This is a genomic window from Nocardia sp. CA-119907 (assembly GCF_050955995.1).
Taxonomy (GTDB): Bacteria; Actinomycetota; Actinomycetes; order Mycobacteriales; family Mycobacteriaceae; genus Nocardia.
Map to the genome: position 1 here is coordinate 3,813,998 of NZ_CP192091.1, position 17,974 is coordinate 3,831,971.

At 66.0% G+C, this 17,974-nt stretch carries 9 protein-coding genes; 4 read left to right on the plus strand and 5 right to left on the minus strand.

What is annotated here, in order from left to right; translation table 11 throughout:
• Position 1: 1 nt before the first annotated feature.
• The 5 genes from ACQP2D_RS17020 to ACQP2D_RS17040 form a co-directional block, all read right to left on the minus strand.
• Positions 2–4,219, minus strand: coding sequence for a hypothetical protein (locus tag ACQP2D_RS17020; RefSeq protein WP_433684662.1), 4,218 nt, complete (start codon positions 4,217–4,219; stop codon positions 2–4).
• Positions 4,219–7,419, minus strand: coding sequence for a hypothetical protein (locus ACQP2D_RS17025; protein ID WP_433684663.1), 3,201 nt, complete (start codon positions 7,417–7,419; stop codon positions 4,219–4,221). The genes ACQP2D_RS17020 and ACQP2D_RS17025 overlap by 1 nt, the downstream gene beginning before the upstream one ends.
• Positions 7,419–10,508, minus strand: coding sequence for a DUF6603 domain-containing protein (locus ACQP2D_RS17030; RefSeq protein WP_433684664.1), 3,090 nt, complete (start codon positions 10,506–10,508; stop codon positions 7,419–7,421). The genes ACQP2D_RS17025 and ACQP2D_RS17030 overlap by 1 nt, the downstream gene beginning before the upstream one ends.
• A 13-nt stretch (positions 10,509–10,521) precedes the next feature.
• Positions 10,522–11,727: a M14 family zinc carboxypeptidase gene (locus ACQP2D_RS17035; protein ID WP_433684665.1), complete on the minus strand. Its 1,206-nt coding sequence runs from the start codon at positions 11,725–11,727 to the stop codon at positions 10,522–10,524.
• Between the two features lie 876 nt (positions 11,728–12,603).
• A complete protein-coding gene (locus tag ACQP2D_RS17040) occupies positions 12,604–13,464 on the minus strand; it encodes a neprosin family prolyl endopeptidase (protein WP_433684666.1) in 861 nt (286 codons plus the stop codon).
• Between the two features lie 767 nt (positions 13,465–14,231).
• Here ACQP2D_RS17040 and ACQP2D_RS17045 point away from each other — a divergent pair.
• The 4 genes from ACQP2D_RS17045 to ACQP2D_RS17060 all read left to right on the plus strand — a co-directional run bounded on the left by ACQP2D_RS17045 (position 14,232) and on the right by ACQP2D_RS17060 (position 17,973).
• Positions 14,232–14,561 carry a hypothetical protein gene (locus tag ACQP2D_RS17045; RefSeq protein ID WP_433684667.1) on the plus strand — a complete coding sequence of 110 codons (330 nt, stop codon included), beginning with the start codon at positions 14,232–14,234 and terminating at the stop codon, positions 14,559–14,561.
• Positions 14,562–14,753: 192 nt separating this feature from the next.
• On the plus strand, positions 14,754–15,131 hold the full coding sequence (locus ACQP2D_RS17050) for a hypothetical protein (protein ID WP_433684668.1): 378 nt from the start codon (positions 14,754–14,756) through the stop codon (positions 15,129–15,131).
• A gap of 2 nt (positions 15,132–15,133) precedes the next feature.
• The gene (locus ACQP2D_RS17055) at positions 15,134–16,366 is read left to right on the plus strand and encodes a PucR family transcriptional regulator (protein ID WP_433684669.1); all 1,233 of its coding nucleotides are present in this window, start codon (positions 15,134–15,136) and stop codon (positions 16,364–16,366) included.
• A gap of 128 nt (positions 16,367–16,494) precedes the next feature.
• Positions 16,495–17,973, plus strand: coding sequence for a class I adenylate-forming enzyme family protein (locus ACQP2D_RS17060; protein ID WP_433684670.1), 1,479 nt, complete (start codon positions 16,495–16,497; stop codon positions 17,971–17,973).
• Position 17,974: the final 1 nt, after the last annotated feature.

The window sequence follows — 17,974 nt, forward strand, 5'->3', positions numbered from 1 at the left end:
GCTACTCCTTCTCCGCCACGTGGGTGAGGATCGCCGCGCGGACGGCCGGATCCGCCATAATGGCCCGCAGATCGAGCACGGGCTCACCCTGCAGCGACCAGTCCTGCACATAGGTCGCGGGGAGTAGCCGAGCGGCAAGTGGGAGTCGTTCCAGGGTGACCGCGCGTTCCCGGGCGGAGGCGAGCGTGTCGTCGAGCACGTCGACGACGGTCTGCGGTGTCCACGGCTCGGTGGTCGGATTAACCGCGAGCAAGAGTGCCTGCGGTGCACGCGCATTCGGTCCGTTGGCATTGACAGCGATTCCGGCGGTGCCGATTTCGCGGAGCTCACCCGTCGGCGTTCCGTCCACGGGATCGCGGACCGGTCGCCGCAACGGCACTACCTCGGCCCATTCGTCGACCATCATGCCGCTGATGGTTCCCGTGGCAGCGAGTCCGGCAGGCACCTCGACGACCCAGCCGGTCACCGGCTGCTCGGGCGCGGCCGCAGTGCTGAACGGCAGGCCGATCCATGTGCCGAATCCGCCCCCGGGCAGTTGCGCGGTCCGCAGCGCGACCGGCCGCCCCAACGCTTCGCGTAGCAGAATGGTTTCGGCGAATCGGCCGACCGCGGGCCGTACCCGGGCCGCCCGGGTCAGCCATGGCCGGATGTCGCGTCCATCGGTGACCTTCCTGGCCTCCGTGACGACTGGTGTCCCGTTGTTCAGCGCGGTCGCGAACGCATCCGCGGCGGCGAGGCAGACTGGCAGCGTCGGCAGTCGGTCGCCGAGCACAACCGACATCACCTCGGTCAGTGCGGCCACGGCATCGGTATCAGCGGCCGGGGGTGTGGCGTCGTATGCGGCGAGCGCGGCGACGGCCGTGGCGTGGCGCTGGTTCGCGGCCGCGGTGAGTGCCGCGACATGCTCGGACAATTCGGTATCGGTGGGTATGGCTCCGGTGATCGGGGTGCCGAGTCCGAACGCGGTGTAGGCGTCAGCGCGGGCGAGCGGTTCAGCGGGGGTATCGATGACCTTCCGCAGTCCAGATACCGCGGCATTGGCCCGCTGTCGCAGGTCGCCGCGGTCGATGACACGGGTTGCCACGGTGCCCACATCACCGGCCCGTACCAGATCGGTGGGTGTGAGTGCCCTGCTACTGGTGATCGCCGCGTACAGCGAACCCGCAAGCGCCCAGGCCTCACCGAACGTGAGCAGCTCCGGTGCCAGCCCTGCTGGTCGAATCAGGATGGGCTGTTCGATGGTCGCGAATGCGGGCACCCTGCGGCGCAGCAGCGCCCAGAACGCCGCCGGATCCGCTGCCCCACCGTCGGAAGCCACGACCAAATCGAGTGCGGACAGCGCGGCCGCGGCGAATGTCGCCGTCGGCGTACCGAATTCGTCTACCGCCAACACGATCCGAGTGGGTGGGCCGAACGCGGCGGCGGCATAGGCCGCCAGCGCCGGATGCGTGTCGGAGCGCGCGGTGCTGGCCCATCCCACTGCGGGTGCAGGCGGTGGCAGCAGCACGACAACCCGGTGCGAGAGGGCCACCCCTGAGCGCGGGGTGCGGATCACCTCGGGTTCGGGTGGCAGACCGTCGCCCGCGAGCGCGTCCATCGCGGCGGCAGATCGCGCGGGCGAACCGAGCACCAACTGATGCACCGACTCCGCGAGCAGGAGATCGGCGACCGCGTCGTGCAGGCGATCGAGTCGTTTGATCGCCGCGAGCACGGCGGTCACCTCGTCGTCGGTCGGCGCGGGCCACTTCTCCAGATACGCGGCGTAGGCCGCCGGAGGTTGCCCGAGTCGGGCGGTGATCAATGTCGGGTCGGCGCGCTGGATTTCCAGCAGCCGCACGCCGTCGACCACTTCCGCCGCGGCGATCGACTCCAGGGTTGTCGGCACCGCGCCAACCGCCCGATCGGTGGATTTCGCTGTCACGATCGGCGCCAGAGAGCGCAAGCAGTAGATGAACCGGTCGAGCCGGTGCCCGGCGGCCACTGTGTCGTGCAGCCAGCGTTCCAAACGGTATCCGAGTAGTGCGCCGAGCGGCTGGCCGGCCCGGACCCCGTCCAGCACCCCCAGCGCGGCACGTACCCGGGTGCTGGATAGATCGATATCGAGCGCGGCGTCGCCCGTATCGCCCGGATCGTGGGTCAACCGCGCCCCACGCAACACCGCCGCCGTCGCCGCATGCGCCGGGCTGGGCGCCACGATGTATCCGCCGTCGCGGCACGCATCGAAAACCGTCGCGTCGACGCCGGCCACCGGATCGTGCACTGGGTGCGGCGGTGCGATCTCGATGTTCTCCACCCAGCCGTACGCGCCGACGGCGAGTCCACGCACACCCGCTTTCCGAGCCGTCGTCAACCGGTTGGTCACCACGGATGTTCGCCAGGCATCGAGTCGGTGAGAGGCGCAGTCCAGGGTTTCCGACAGCAGTAGCGCCCGCGTCGGCGTGTCGGTGATCGTGCGGATCCGGGCGATCGCGGTGCGCAGTTCGGCAAGGCGCTGTCCGGCGCGGGCGGCTTCGGCAGCGCCGCGGGCGCCCGTCTCGGCCGTGCGCACCGTATCGGCATAATGTGGGCGACTGGCGGCGAGCGGGAACAGCGCACGATGCCGCAAGATGTCGAACGCGCCGACGGAGCGCTCGATACCCGTAGCCGCCCTTCGAAACGGCGTTGGATCGTCCCACGCATGGCCGCCGAGTCGGTCCAGCGCATCCGTGCCCGCTTGGATGACCTCGTCGGGGAGTAGAGCCGTGGCGTCGCTGAGCCAACCCCGCAGCCTCCACAACCGTTCTTGGGCGAGCAACTGCTCGACCTCATGCCTGGCGCGCGCCTCGGCGAGTGCGAGCAGTGCCTGCAGCACGCTGGCGCCCTCGGGCAGCGGCGCGGAAGCGAGCAGCGCCGCACAGAATGCCGGGTCGGTGTCGTGCGCGAGCGGCAGGGCGAGGATGCGCGCGGTGCGCCCGAGCAGATCGGGTGGTCGCAGCGCTGCGGGACCTGCCCCGGTCACTGCCGCGAGCGCGTTCGAAAGCACCTGCTGGATCAGTGTATTACGGCCCGTACCGAGAGCGTCGGCGACTGTTGCGGCGGTGGTGGCGTCGAGTACGCTGCGCACGCGCAGTGCGCGGGAGACGGCCGACTGTCCGAGGATCAATGGCAGATCGCGTTCCAGGTCGCCACTGGCTATGGTGGGAACCTTGGCGGCGCCCGCCGACCACAGCGGGCGGATTCGCGCGAGGAACCGGGCGAGCGGGCCTTCGACTGTGCCGGATCCTTTGGGCCGCCACCGATTCGACGCGGACACCGGCAGAATCCCATAGGGCTGCTTGCCGATTCGCAGCGTCGGCAGTGGGCCGCGGCCCCGGACCGACTCGAGCGCGTGCTCGCGCAACTCCCGCCGAGCGCGTGCGGAGATGACAGCGCCCTTTGCGGTCGGTGCGAGCAACTTCTCCAGCGCGGTCTCCCACGTCACCGGCCAGAGCGCGGTGGCGAACGCGGCGGCCGAGAGCTGGTCGGTGTCTTGCGCATGATCGAGATCGGTCAGCAGCGTCGGATCGAGATCGAATGCGGCGGCAAGCACTTCGGCATTGGATCCGGCGACCGCCGCGGGCCGGGGAGTATGCGACGGGTTGGTCGGTACGAGTGGGCGACTCCATGCTGAGCGTGCCGACGCGGTGTTGTTCGTCGCGGTGCCAGCGGGTACGAAGCCCGCGCCGTCGTGTTCGGCGTGGGCTCGGATGAGCGCACCGAACTGTGCCGCGGCATCGGCCGGGTCGACACCGGTTCGGATGCCGAGGACAAAGAGGCGATCGACCCGGACATCCGGCTTCTCCAGCCTGACGGTGACCGCCATGCCCGCATCCTCGGCCGCCTTGTATTCGGTGAGCCAGGCCAGTTCCGGGTCCGGTGCCACGCCCGGTGCGCCGCGCAGCCCGTCGACGAGGGCGCCGAGATTCTCCGGTGCCGATCCCGGACCGAGCGCGACACCGCGCGGATCGATCGGCTCGCCCACCTTGGTCGATCGCGCATCGCCCTGGACCGCGACCACCCGGAAACAGTCGGGCAGCAGTGCGGTGCGTACATCGGCTTCCCCGGCGCGGGCGTGGATGTCGTCGGGATAGATGCGCACGCGCAGCGCCGCCCTATCCGCCGTGGATCGCGTCTCGATCCGCACCGGGAGCAACAGCACCGGCACCGTGGGATCGGCAGCGCCCCAATGATCGTCGGCCATCAGCGCATCCTTTCCATCATCTCGGCGGCCGCGAACGCGACCCGTGCCGGTTGCTGGAACAGCAGCCAGCCGAGGAACGCCGAGTCGGCGCGATACGGGATATTGCCCGCGAGTGTCACCAAAGGCGCTGCGGTGCTGAGGAATCCGCCGTCGAGCTGCGGCAGATCTCCCCACTGCAGCTCGTCGCGGGCGACGACGGAACCCGGCGGGTTGCGATCGGCGGGCGAATCCACTTCGTCGAGGCCGAAGCGCGGTTCGCCCACATGCTCGCTGAGTGTGAACCACCAAGCCCCCGCCTTTCCTGCCGCCGGCGTCGCGACATCGGTCGCGCGCAGGTCGAAGCCGACGAGCAGCAGATCCGGTGCGAGCCGCAGCCGGAACAGGCTCGGCGCCGGGGTCCGCGCGAACGACTTCGGCGGATCCTCGGTCACCGGCTGCGTTACCGCGTGCGCCAAGACATCCGGGTACCGGCGGATCAACTCGCCCCGGACCAGCAGCACAATCGCCCCATCCAGTTTCGGGTCGATATGTCTGCCGAGGGCTTGGTTGCCGAGTGCGTGTACCGGCCGCGTCAGCTCCATCGCCGGGGTCCAGAAGGAGAAGAACGAGGTGGCCCGCCCGTCGGTGGGATAGCCGCGCCACACCAGTTCGCGGGCGAATTCATGGTTCAGCCCGATCAGGAACGCCTCCGCGAACCGGGCGTTGGTCTTCAACAGGGTCACCATTTCGTGTGGTGTCATGGTGCCGACGCCGGGCATCAGCCATTCCCGGTCGTAGCGGTCCAGGGCCTCGTACATCGGGTGGTTGAAACGCGGTGCCGCGAGTACGGATTCGATGCGCTGGTCGTCGAACCAGTCCTGTGGCAACCAGTGTGGCCAGGTATCGCGTGCGGGTAGTCGGGCCAGCACCCGGCGGGTCAGGGCAATGCGCGGCTGCAGCGCCGTCAGCAGCGGAGTCTGCCCGACGGCGAAGGGCGCGCGAGCGATATCGCGTGGGCCGAGAGGCCGAACGAAAACCCCGGTCAGCGTGCTGAAGTCGACCGCAACCCGGTCAGGGTTCGCGCCCTCGGCCTGCAGCAGTGTTGTGATGAGCGTGGCGTCGGCGTTGACATCGGTGGAGACACCGGCCGTGTGCGCCCAGTCGGCGATCAAGTCGAGGATGCGTCCGACATCGTCGATGGTGATCTCGACCATGTCGTGGCCGTGGGTTACCAAGCCGAATGGTGTGACGCTGGATCCGCGGACTGTCCAGTGGGTCACGTGCGTGCGTTTGCCGACCTGCACGATCGCCTCGATCTGTGCGACCAGGCCGGGCAGATCCTGTGCGACCGTTCGGTCCCGGTCGATGTCGGCTGGGGTCGGCACGGCCGTCAACAGGGCATCCAGCAGTGCGGCGCGAATGGTGCGTGCCGGGGTTGCCTGCGCGAGACGCTCTCGCAGGGTGCTGTCGGCGACGGCCTGCGCCAGCGCATCCAGGGCAGGGGGTTCCCGCAGGGCGGCGGCTAACGCGGCGATCGTCGGACGCAGGTCGGCGGGAATCAGAGCCGAACCCGCGGTGTCGAAGTCGGTGATCGCATCGGGATCGGTGTAGGTGCGCACCCAGCTGCGAGAATTCCCAACGGCATCGGTGAGCAGTGCTCGTACGACCCGGCTCCGCGCGGCGCCGATCTTCTCCTCGGCGGCGGGAACGGTGAAGCGGGTGTAGCGGGCGCGCGGGGCGGCCAGTCTGCGTAGTGTTCCCGCCGTCGCCGCGATCGGCAGCACGGACGTGTCGACTCGAGCCCGCAACGTCTGCGCCGGGGCGGCGAGAACGCGCGTCGCGACACGGTCGGTGACAGCGAGCAGATCGGCCGGATGCATCCGGGCGAGGTGGCGGCGATGAAGGGACTCGGCGACATAGCGGCTCAGCTGAGACAGGCGCAGCGCGCGATTGGTGTTCTCGACGCCCTCCACCTGTGCCCAGGCGCTGGCCATCAGCGATTCCTGATCCATCTGTACGACCCGGGTACCGAGGCCGGCCACGATGCGGGCGGCGGGATCGATATTGAGATCGCGGAACCATTGGGCGGGGCCATCGGGAACACGTCCGGTCGCGGTGTGTGCGCCCGCGTAGATCGGCGGCCCGATGGATGGGTCTGCTTCCGCGCCATACCGTTGGGCGTTGGGCGCCTCGAGCTGGGTGCGCAGCGCTTCGGTCGTCGCGGCGGGCCAATGGTCATCGGCGCCGTTGTCGTCCGGGCGGGTGAGGGCTCCGCGCACCTTGCGTAGACGCCCGGTGCCGCCGACTGGTACTCGCGCGATGCCATTTCCCGGATGTGCCGCGTCTACCGTGCGTTGCCCGACCGGGCCGGTCGCCCGCACCGGCCACAGGCGTTCGGCGAGGAGTTCGAAGGAACCGGCCGGGCCCGTCGAAAAGGTCCAGTGGTCGTAGACCGGCAGCATGACCTCACCGGCACCGGCGCCCCACGCGTACGTGAGCTTCGTCTCGGTCACGACCGGGCCGAATCCGGCCTGCACGCCGGCGAGGAAAGTCGGTACGACACAGGCGATCCAGTCCCGGTATGCGGGCAGCTGCCGTCCGGCGATGAGCCGGGATAGATTGGCCAGCGGTGTCGCGGGCGCCAGGCGGGCGGCGACACTCGGGTCGCCGGTGGACTTGCCGAGCACCTGCGCGTGCGCCCACGCCCAGGCATCCTCAGGCGGCGGCAGCTCGGCGCGCGGGGTGTGCAGTACCGCAAGGCGTTTCGCGGTCGCGGGTTCGATCCTGGACAGTGCGGCGTCCACTACCACCAGGCGCAGCCATGGCGGAAGATGTTTGTTCGCATCGGGTCCGGCGGGGGTGAACTGCCACGGGAGATCCGGTGCGTCGAATTCGATGTGCGCCAGATCTCCCGGCTCGGCGTTGGCTGTTCCAGGGGTCGGGAATCGTCTGATGATCTGGCGGGTGTCGAGCGCCGCCACGTCGCCGGGGCCGCGTACCTGCAGCGTGATCTCTGCGTCTTCGGAACCGGAGGCCGCTGTGACCGGTACCTTCAGTCGAATGTCTGCGCGCAGTGGCAGATTCGTGTCGAATGGGCGGCGCAGCGCAGCTGCGATTCCCGTGCGGTGGTAGGAAACGAACGTATAGTTGCCGAGCACCAGCTCCTCGGCGGCGACCGGCGCGAACGTCCGAAAGGCATCTGTAACGACCTTTCCTGCCATCACACACCCCCTATCGTGACCAGTTGGACAGTCTTGGCGTTCAGCCCCGCGGCCGCGATGATCTGTTCGGCATGCGTCCAGGTGAGCGGCCGCGGGGTAAGCCCCGGAACCGGAATCAGGTTTGCGACATTGCGCAGCACAACATGTTCCGCGGGGGCGATGGGCAGTGGCGTGGCCTGGCTCACGTACCGGTCCGCGGTACGCAGTGTGCTGGCACCGGCCGCCATCGCACTCAGGGCGAGGTTCTTGCCGGCGGCGTCGGCGTCGAGAAGGTCCCAATACACGCCTTTCCGGCGGCGGGCACGATGCGGAAAGGATGTCTCGTAACGCAATTCGGCCTCCTGCAACTGGGCCTCGGTCTCCGCGATGCCTTGCGGGTCGATGCGGATACCCGCCGGGAAGGTTTCGAAGGCCGGGCGGCGCAGTTGCTGGTCTTCGGGGAGATCGAGATACTGGCCGATCGCGAAGCGGTCGGGCACCGGCGAATGCGCGACCTCGGTGCTCGGCAGGCCATCCACGAAAAACGGTGTGCCGAGGCCGATCCGGCGTTCTTGCTCGGCGACGCGACTGCCGCCGACGCGCACGATATCGGTGTCCAGCGGGACGGCCGACTGCGTGCCCTGCAGCAGCGACCACGGTTCGACGACCAGCACTCCAGGGGTGGTGGCGGGGTCGGGATGCAGTCGGACAGGCGGTTCGCGCCCCGGTGCCGCCGCTGCCCGCCAGGCCGCTGCCGCACCGAGCGCGTCGCGGACCAGCTTGCGGGGGGAGACCAGCGGCGGCGGGTCTTGGTGTTCCTCGCCCCACCGGATCGGTCCGACATCGATGGACACATCGGGCAGCGGCCAGGGCAGGCCGACGGTCCCGGTACCGTGCGCAAGCCAGGGCGCCGGACCCGCGAGCCGCAGCGCCAGGCTGACCGACGCGATCGAAACTCCGAAGGCGCGCACCGCGACCGCCGCGGAGACATCCACCTCGAAACCGAATGCTGGTGCGAACCTGATGAGCGCGTCGAGGGCGAGGTGGCCGTAGACGCCGGTGCCGCCGACACCGTAGGCCAGCTCCAGCCGGCCGCCGAACTGCACCGAGTTGGTGGTCAGCGCGGTGTAGGCCTCGACACGCAGCCGGAACAGCGCCGATGCCGAGAGGTCCGCGCTGAGCCTGTGCAGGCCGGCGAGTTCGGCGGGAGGCTGGTAGCGGGGGTGGAAACCGCCCGCCGACAGGACGAAGGTCGGGTCGTCACCGAAGCGCAGCAGCAGTCCGATATCTCCGCCGATCGGGAAGAAACCGATCCGCGAGTCGGACAGGCAGGCGATGACCAGCACCCGGTCGGCGGAGAATTCACCGTATACATCGGCGCGCAGGTCGATCAATGCGAGATTCGGCGCGGGTACGGCCAGCCGCACCCGGCCGAGTAGCAGCACCTTGGGATCGGGCACCGACAGAATCAGCGCGAGTTCCGCGGTGACGAACGAAATCGGCCGTCCCCAGCCGAGTTTCACCATCGGGCCGATGACGAATCCGCCGTGTCGCGGCGGGAATACCGCGGCCAGCGAATCGAGGATGGCCGGTGCGGATCCGATCGGATCGGCTGGGAACAACAGCCTGCTCAGGATCCCGGTGCGCAAGCCGGCGAGCAATGCGTCTGTGTCGGCGGCGACCTCGACCCCGACGATGCCGCCGATTCCGTTGAGTGAGAACAGCAATCCGAGCTCGATCGGTGGACTGAACTCGACCGACATCACTACGACCATGGCGAAGCCGTCCGGGCGGTCGGTGATGACACCGAATGCCTTCACGTCGATCGGACCGATCCGCAGTTGGAGCGCGCCGCCGTAGCGGGTCCAATCAGGGTGTCCTGGAACGGGTTTGATCTCGAGATAGCCGCCACCACGGACCGGACCCGCATCGAGTGCGATGCCCAAGCCGGTCGGCAGTTTGGGTGTGGGCAGCTGTATCGGCTTCGCGCCCGCCGGATCGATCACCACCCGCAGTCCGGCGCCGTCGACAGTGAGCCGCAGTGGTGGGCCCAGCTGTCCGACGACCAGGCCGAACAGGTCTAGAATTATCCGGTCGCCATCCCTGCCGATCTCCAGCGCGAGACCCTTCACCTGGATCGGGCCCTTCGGATCGCGGGCGGGCAGTGCGATGCGGCCGCGGGAGCCGCCTGCCACCGTCAGCCCGGCGGCCGTATCGACACCGACGGTGAGATCCGCGGCGATATCACTTCCGGCAATGCCAATGGTGGACATGAGCTTTCCGGCGCCGGGTATGGCGATGCGCAGGCCGGTAACGGTCACGGTGACCGAAAGTGCGGCCGCGCCGTCCCGGTACTTCAGGCCCGCGACCAACTCCACCTTCTCGACCGACAGCCCGACGATGGTCGGAGGGTTCACACTCACCGTGAATTTGATGAGGCCACCGGTGGCCGAGAGTGCGCCGGGGCGCGTGGCCAGGCTGAGTTGATTCAGCACGCCGGTATCGGGGACTTTCACTCCGAAAGCGTCACCCAATAGAGCTGTCAGTGATCCGCCCAGTTTGACGGCGGCCTTGTCCAGTGAGTCGATAACACCTGCCAGGAAGGTGAGAACCGGACGCAGCGAGTCCATGGTCGGCCGCTGGATCACGGCGTCGAGCGAGCCGAAGAAGACGTCCAGATCGGTCAGTGCGCTGTCGTATTCGACCGCGATCTCGGTGCCACGCCCTGCGGCGCCGAGTTTCGCGGCGAGTGCTTCGGGGGAGCGGAGCACAGTCATCGCGAAAACGTCGAATCTGGTCCTGGCAAAGGTCACGGCCGCGAGGAGTAACTCGACGGAGAACTCGCCTTTGATCCGCGTTCCGTCCGGGACCGGACCGGGCGCGACCTGGTCGCGGGCGGTACTCCAATGTGTGTCAACGGTTTGGGCATCGGCGAGCAGCGAAACCGTCAGCCCGTCGGCGAGCAATTCCGCGCGGACGCCATCATGGAGGTAGGCGATCACCCACCAGGCGCCGTTATTGTCCGGACCGCCACTGACCGGCAGTATGTCGTCACGTTCGCGCAAGGCGGCCAATTGCGCGTCGGTGCCGGTAATGCGCACTCGCTCCACGAGGTCCGCCTTCCTACAGGGCTTTCAGAAGTCCGAACAGTCCGGCGTGAACTTCGCGCTCGATCTTCGGGAATTGTGTGTTGAAGTTCGGGAAGAAGCCGCCGTCGTTGTCCGCGGGGTTGTCAGGGTTGTCGCCCGCTTCCAGCCCGCACTCGATGGTGAACGCCACGCATTCGGGCATGGTCTGATCCACGAACTGCCGGCTGAACACCCAATCGTCGGAGCACCCGATGAAGGTCTCCCTCTGTCGGATACCCGCGTCGACGGACTGCATGACGCGATACTTCGAGCGCCGGATCGCCAGAGGGTTCGCGCCCGCAGAGGACTCGATTTCCGCCCGCATCGCCTCAGCGATGGCCTTGTGTCGCTGCAGCAGCGTGTCGTTGATGAATTCGGAGTATCCGTCGCCGAGTAGTCCGTCTCGTCCGCTGTTCGGAAGCGCCGGTAGATGGTTGAACCCGGCCTCGTCGAAAGTGCGCGCCGGATTGTCGGTTTGGTTGCGTTCCATCCCCCACGGATGCTGAATATTGCGACCCGACATATGCACATCTACGTAGGCTCGAATCTTGCGCGTAGTTACCAGATTCATCACGTTCTGCGTCTCGATTTCCGATCCGGCGCTGGGGCCTTTGTACACCTCGGGATGGCATGGTCTGGTCGATATATCCGCCTTCATCGCGGCTGCGGGGCTGTAGTAGTCGGTGTGCTCCCAGGCGATCGGAAAGTTCCGATTGATGTCGACTCCGCGGCACTGCCCAGTGGTCTGTCTGCGGTTCTTTCGCCATCCCTGCTCGGTTTTGGTGGTGGCTTTGACGCTGGTATCGCGGCCGTCCGGGTTTACGAGGGGCAGGATGATGAGCTCGAACTTCTTGAAGAACCCCGCGATTTGGGCCGCAGTAATCCGATAGTTCGGCGAACTGTAGGAGATGCCGCCCGATACGAATTCGGGATACACGATGTCGCTGGCATTCGCGCGCGCCGTGAGCAGCCGCTGCGCGAATCCGAGCAGCGCGTCTGGCGGCGCCCATTCGCGCGCGTGCACTCCGCCGACGAACAGCACGGGTATCCGATCTTCCGGCTCGGGATTCTTCAGCGCAACCGCCTCCACGGTCCGTCCACCACTGGTGGTGGTCAGCGGGATCCGCGTGCAGGTGGCGCGGAAGTCCGTCGCCAGCTGGTTCAGGGCCACCGAGACTTCTAATGCCTTGAGATATCCCATGTGCGGATGCTCCCCAGTTCGCCGATCCACGACCATCGAAACGCTAATGGCCAGCGACAGTCGCGGCGTGAGTACCGAACTACTCGAATCGCGGAACGCCTCCCTCGGCTATCAGCTGACCCCGGCGCTACCCGCGCGCCCTCGTCTACCTGACCCGGATGCCCGGCACCACAGCCGAACTCGAAGGCCGGCTCGAGCAGACGATTTTCGGATCGACCCCGGCGACCGGGTGAACCGGAATCTTTCGGTCCGATCTTCCAGGGTGCCCTCGCCACGGACATCGTGTTCTTCTCCTTCGACATCGACCCTGACACCTTCGACCAGTACTGGCTCCTCCTGGACGAGCCACCCGCCGAACTGCGCTTCCGCAAATACGATTCGAAGCTTCCCTACGGCACGAGAGGGGTGCGACGCCGCTGATCACCAACAGCGCGCTTCGTCACGGTCACCATCGACCGTCCCATACGCGTGGCCATCTCCGGCAACTACCTCGAGGAACTCGGGACCAAGCGAGATCCAGGAGCACCAGCCATGGCCTCCACCCGAGTTCGGCAACCGGCGGGAACACTCACCGCCGCACAGCAAGCCGTGGAGGCGACCATCACCGACCTGCACCGGCGCCAGGCATACCTGCCCGGGGACCGCCGTCAGGTCATGCACGCACTCGAGCTGCGCGAGGCCCCAGGCCATTGCCAACCCCAGCGCATACGCCGCCTTCGCTCAGGAGATCTTCTGCGGCGCGGACACAAGATTCGGTCAGGCCCGGCCGCACGAGTAGAGATGCCGACGGGAACCGGCCACCAGCGACCCGCCTCCGCACCGCCATCACAAATGGCATGAACTCATACAACAAGCCGGTGCTCCGGTTGGCGCCGTTCAACATGACGAGCCGCCCGGACCCCCAAAGAAGAGGTAGGTGCCCCAGTCGGGGCTCACCGAGTGGTTGGTAATTTGTAGAGAGTAGCAGGGACTGTTCGAACCGGTCACTGAGAGGTTTGCCTGGAATGCGCCTCCACTTGCATAGTGGAGAAATGCCTTGTTCTGGTACGCCGCTTTGCCGAAGCCGTTCGAGGCGTGCCGTCCAGATCCCATTTCCGTCCAGCCAGATGGGGTGAATCGTGCCACTTCGCCGCCGAATTCGCCTACTTGGGCGCGGGTGCTCAGGGGGCCGTTGTTGAACCACGCCACCGGATAATAGCCGATAGCGTGGTCTTCAAAGTAAAACCACCATTTGCCGCCGGTCAAATAGAAACCCATTTTGTAGGCTATTTGAGATCCGTCGATCAGGGAGGATAGCAAGGGCGCCCCGGGACTCGTATAGGGATTGTCGACCTTCCGAAACACTCCGCCGTGTTCGTTGTAAACGCTATCAATGCCCGGATTCTCATAGGTATTTCTTGTTGCGTATGTAAATAGATGTGGGTCGAAATTTCCGGAGTAGCGGCCAGGGTCTACGTGCCAACCGCACTCGACTGTTTGCATCAGTGAAGAGGTTTTTGCCGAGTACCATTGCTGGCTAAACGAGGATTGGTAATTCGGTAGGGCGAAGGGCTTCCACACATTAATTACACTGGCGCCTCCCAGGCAATCCACAGTCTCCTCGCCGGTCGAGTATCGACCCTCCTGAAGTGCGGTGACGAAAGCGGGGTCAGTGGCGGCGCCTGGAGCACCGCCTTTCGTCGAGAAAGCGGCCAGATTGGGGAACCGTGACAGTTGTTCCAATGTAGTTCGATACATCGGGATAGTGTCTGACGGCCAACCTCGGGTGGCATCGCGATACTGGGGGCGGGGGAGTGCGTTACGGACTTCTCTAGTTGCCGGTGATGCGGCATGTGGCGGGGACGGACTCGAATCGTGGGATTCGTGTGGTGGCTCCGGCGGTGGTTCTGGAGGCGTGGGAATGGTGTCTTTCCATCTTTTCGTGGCGGGATGCAGTTCAGCGGGGATGCAATCGATGATTTGGCCGTCGTTCTCCACGAAGCTCGTGTTGACTCGCACGTCCTTGTACAGGTTCAGTAGGAATGTTCGCATCTCATCGAACGCAGACGTACTTTCTACCTTTGCGCTCGGTAGATGACGGAATTTCTCATATTGTGCAGACGTAACCGACTGGAGGAAGCTGTCAAACGGTTGTGGTGTTAGGTAGTGAGTCATGCCGATAGACCTCTCGGTCGTGGTGTACGCGAACTGGATGGCGGTGATTGTGAATCCTGGGCTGGGCTATTGTCGCCCGACATGCTTCGGGGCGGCGCGATGAAAAGGCGTGCCACCAATCTGCGCGATGAGTCGTGTGGCCACGCCGACCTCTTACTCGATAGCGACGCGAAATCATGTAACTCAGCAACCTGTTCTGAATATTCAGGATGTGCCGATCGCAACCTGGTGTATCGGGTAGCGCGGTACTTGTTTCCCGGTCGGCGAGCCGAATCCAGCCGGGTAGTCCGACCATCGACACTCCGCATCACCGCCACGGTGGTTGCTTGGTTCCTATCCGAGATGTAGCGATGGTGTTCGTATGGGTCCATCACTGCCCCTTTCCGAAGTTCTCCTGGCTCGAGCAGGGCAGAAACATCAATGTGAGTGTCCAAGTTTTGAATGCGGTGGCGCGGACGTTATCTCTGGATGGTGCGGAGAAGGCGCATTTGTATCGCCTGGCGGATGTGCCGACGGTGCCGACCGCGCACGCCGGAACTGCTCTGCCGGAAGAACTTCAGGTGATCCTGGATCATGTGGAACCGTTGCCGGGGGGGGTGCTCAGTTCGCGTTATGACGTGCTGGCTCACAATAAGTCTTATGAGGCGCTGTGCCCGGGAATCGTGATGGGTGAAAGGTAATGTGGCTCGTCGGGTGTTTCTGACTCCGGAGTGCTGCAATACTTACCAATTGGCTGGCCGAGCGACAGGATCAAGAGCAGGGAACATATCGTGGCCAGCGGTGTGGCCTGTTTCGGTGAATCCTTGAACATGCTGTTAGCCGGTGCCAACACCGGCAAACTCGTGCTCGCTGTGTAGAGCCATACTGTCCAGGTGACCGATACAGAGGACCGCTCGCGCGCGGACCTGACCCGAGCGCGGCTGCTCGGCGCGGCGGTGGTTGCCTTCGCTGAGCGCGGCTTCCGCGGCTCGACGACCCGCGACATCACTTCGATCGCCGAGGTGAGCACGATCGACGTGTGCCACCGCTCCAAGGAAGAGTTGCTCTACCAGATATCGCGCAGCGGTCACCTGGACAGCTTGGAGCGTATTCGCGCGACCGCCCTGCTTTCGCTGGGGATAGATATCGCGCGCTGGTATCACGAGGGTGGTTCCTGGTCACCGAAGGACATCGGTGACCATTACGCGGACCTTGCGCTACGGATCGTAGGCAGTCGGAGGTCGAGTCCGCCCGGGCCCGCTCGATCGTGAACATGCAGAGCGACGCCGCAGAACTGCTCGCGCGGATCGCGGGAGGACTGAGCCGGCATGCGCTGGCCTTGTCCGAACGTTTGACGGAACAGATGCTCCAGATCGAGCCGGAGTTGCGCGGCGACAGCCGGGTGGAGTCGTTGCTGCGCGCCAGCGTCACCAGCAACGTCGTGATCGCGTTGCATATCTACGAATTGGGGCTGGACATCGACGAGCTCGATGCGCCGGCGGAGGCGTTGGAGTACGCCCGTCGCATGGCCCAGCGCGGCACCTCGATCGCCGCGCTGCTGCGGGCATACCGCATCGGGCAGCGACTGTTCAACGACCACATGCTCGGTGAGATCACCGCCGCGACGAACGACCTCGACTTGGTCACAGCGTCGGTGGCCGAAATGACCGACCGCTCGTTCGCCTATATCGATCGGGTCTCCCAACAAGTCGTGACCGCCTATCAAGACGAGCGGGACCGGTGGCTGCAGAATCAGATGGCTGTTCGCACCGCTAGGGTGCGCTCGATCCTGTCCGGACAGCGTGTCGATCCGGGTGACAGCGAGCGTGCGCTGGGATATCGGCTCGACCGAACCCACTTGGGCTTGGTTGTCTGGTCCGACGTGGGCGCCGATCAACTGCGTGCGGCCAAACAAGTGGTGACGACCATCGCCGATCAGTTGTCCTGCCAAGGACAACCTCTGCTGATCCCGGCCGACGAATCGACCCTGTGGGCCTGGCTCCCGCAACCGGAAGTGGAAATGGATCCCGCCGCGGTGAGCATTCCGAGGGCGACATGGGTGGCGGTGGGCAGGCCTGCGGCTGGGCTGGAAGGCTTCCGGCTGACCTATCGTCAGGCGACACAAGCGCAGGTGGTCGCGATGTCCGCGCCGGCGCCGCAGCGTGCGTCGGTGTCGTCTTCGGCACAGGTCGGGCCGATCGCGCTGATGTGCTCGGATCTGGCCGCCACGCGGGCATGGATCAGCGAAATCCTCGGGTCGCTGGCGCGTGACGACGACGCCACGGCACAGCTGCGCGAGACGGCGCGTGTCTTCCTGGACACCAACGGCAGCTTCCAGACAACGGCCGAGCGGTTGGTACTGCACCGCAATACCGTCCAGTACCGGATTCGCAAGGCGGAGGCGGTACTGGGGCATTCGCTGCGGGAGGGACGGCTGGACGTCGAGGTCGCCCTGCTGGCCTGCCGATGGCTGGGGTCGACAGTGCTGCAGCCCGTGGGTGACTGAGTCATCCGTCGTGCGGTGCGCACGATCACTCCGGCTATGTTCATGCGCTCGCGATATGGTCCAGGTCACATCGCCTTCCTAACGTGTCGTTCACGCAAGTGAGCTGCTGCGTTAGCAAGGAGATCGACATGCACTTCGCCGCCCTCCCGGATGTACGAGCCGGGATCTTCCCCACCAACCCCTGTCTTGCCGACGACGACCAGGGGCGGATCACCAACGTCGAGTTCCTCGACCTCGTGCAGAAGTACGCCGATCGGTTGTCGAACGCCGGGATCGGTGTCGGCGATGTTGTCGCCGTGATGCTGCCCAACCGGCTCGAATTGATCGTGGCATTGTTCGCGGCCTGGCGGCTGGGTGCCGCGGCGACGCCGATCGCCCCGTCGCTGACCTCGGCCGAGGTGGATTATCAGCTGAGCGATTCCCGCGCTCGCGTACTGGTCTGTGCTGACGACGGCGAGGCCGGCGAGATCGATGCAGCGCAACGGCTTTCGGTGCCAGAGCTGGATCGGCACGAAGGCCGCGTCGGCGGCGTGGAGGCGACCGAGTTCTCGAACGACGCGCTGGCTTTGATCATCTATACCAGCGGTACCACTGGACGCCCCAAAGGCGTCGAGCTGACGCACGCGAACATCATGGCGATGGCCGAGACGATGGTCGCGGGCATGCGGCTGACCGCTGACGACCACAGTCTGCTGATTCTGCCGCTGTTCCACGTCAACGGCATCGTGGTCAGCGTGCTGTCGCCGCTGCTCGCCGGCGGCCAGACCACTATCGCCGGCCGGTTCTCGCCGCGGACCTTTTTCGACAGGGTCGAGGCGGCACGGCCGACCTATTTCTCCGCGGTGCCAGCCATCTACGCCATGCTGTCGGCGCTGCCGGCCGAGACCCGACCCGACGCTTCCTCGGTCCGGTTCGCCCTGTGCGGTGCGGCTCCGATGCCTGTCGAACTGCTCGCCCGGTTCGAGGAGCGCTACGGCGTCCCGATCTACGAAGGCTATGGCCTGTCGGAGGGGACGTGCGCGAGCACGGGCCATCCGCTCGACGGTGTCCGCAAACCCGGCACCGTCGGTATCGCGTTGCCGGGGCAGGAGATCGCCGTCGTCGACAGCGACGGCAATTTCCTCAGTGACGGATCGGCGGGCGAGGTCGTGATCAAAGGTCCGACTGTGATGCGGGGATATTTGGGTCGGCCCGAGGAGACGGCGAAGGTGATCGTCGATGGCTGGCTGCACACGGGCGATGTCGGTCGCATTGACGCCGACGGCTACCTCACCCTGGTGGACCGCATCAAGGACATGATCATCCGCGGCGGAGAGAACATCTATCCCAAGGAGATCGAGTCCGCGATCTACACCCATCCACAGGTACTCGAGGCCGCCGTGATCGGGCGACCGCACCCTGTCTACGGCGAAGTACCCATCGCCTTCGTGTCCTATCGCGATGGCGCCGCGGTCGAGCCGGAACAGATGCTCGATCTTCTCCGGAAGTCCTTGGCCGGCTACAAGCTTCCCGAACTGATCGTGACCGTCGACGAGATCCCGAAGAACCCCGTCGGGAAGATCGACAAGCGGACTCTGCGCGCCCGCTCGGTCGAAGCGCGCCTCTGAT

Bases quoted from the DNA above. Each gene is read 5' to 3' on its own strand.
- ACQP2D_RS17055 (WP_433684669.1), top strand. From the start codon at position 15,134: ATGCAGAGCGACGCCGCAGAACTGCTCGCGCGGATCGCGGGAGGACTG.
- ACQP2D_RS17035 (WP_433684665.1), bottom strand. From the start codon at position 11,727: ATGGGATATCTCAAGGCATTAGAAGTCTCGGTGGCCCTGAACCAGCTG.
- ACQP2D_RS17040 (WP_433684666.1), bottom strand. From the start codon at position 13,464: ATGTATCGAACTACATTGGAACAACTGTCACGGTTCCCCAATCTGGCC.
- ACQP2D_RS17060 (WP_433684670.1), top strand. From the start codon at position 16,495: ATGCACTTCGCCGCCCTCCCGGATGTACGAGCCGGGATCTTCCCCACC.
- ACQP2D_RS17045 (WP_433684667.1), top strand. From the start codon at position 14,232: ATGGTGTTCGTATGGGTCCATCACTGCCCCTTTCCGAAGTTCTCCTGG.
- ACQP2D_RS17025 (WP_433684663.1), bottom strand. From the start codon at position 7,419: ATGGCAGGAAAGGTCGTTACAGATGCCTTTCGGACGTTCGCGCCGGTC.
- ACQP2D_RS17020 (WP_433684662.1), bottom strand. From the start codon at position 4,219: ATGGCCGACGATCATTGGGGCGCTGCCGATCCCACGGTGCCGGTGCTG.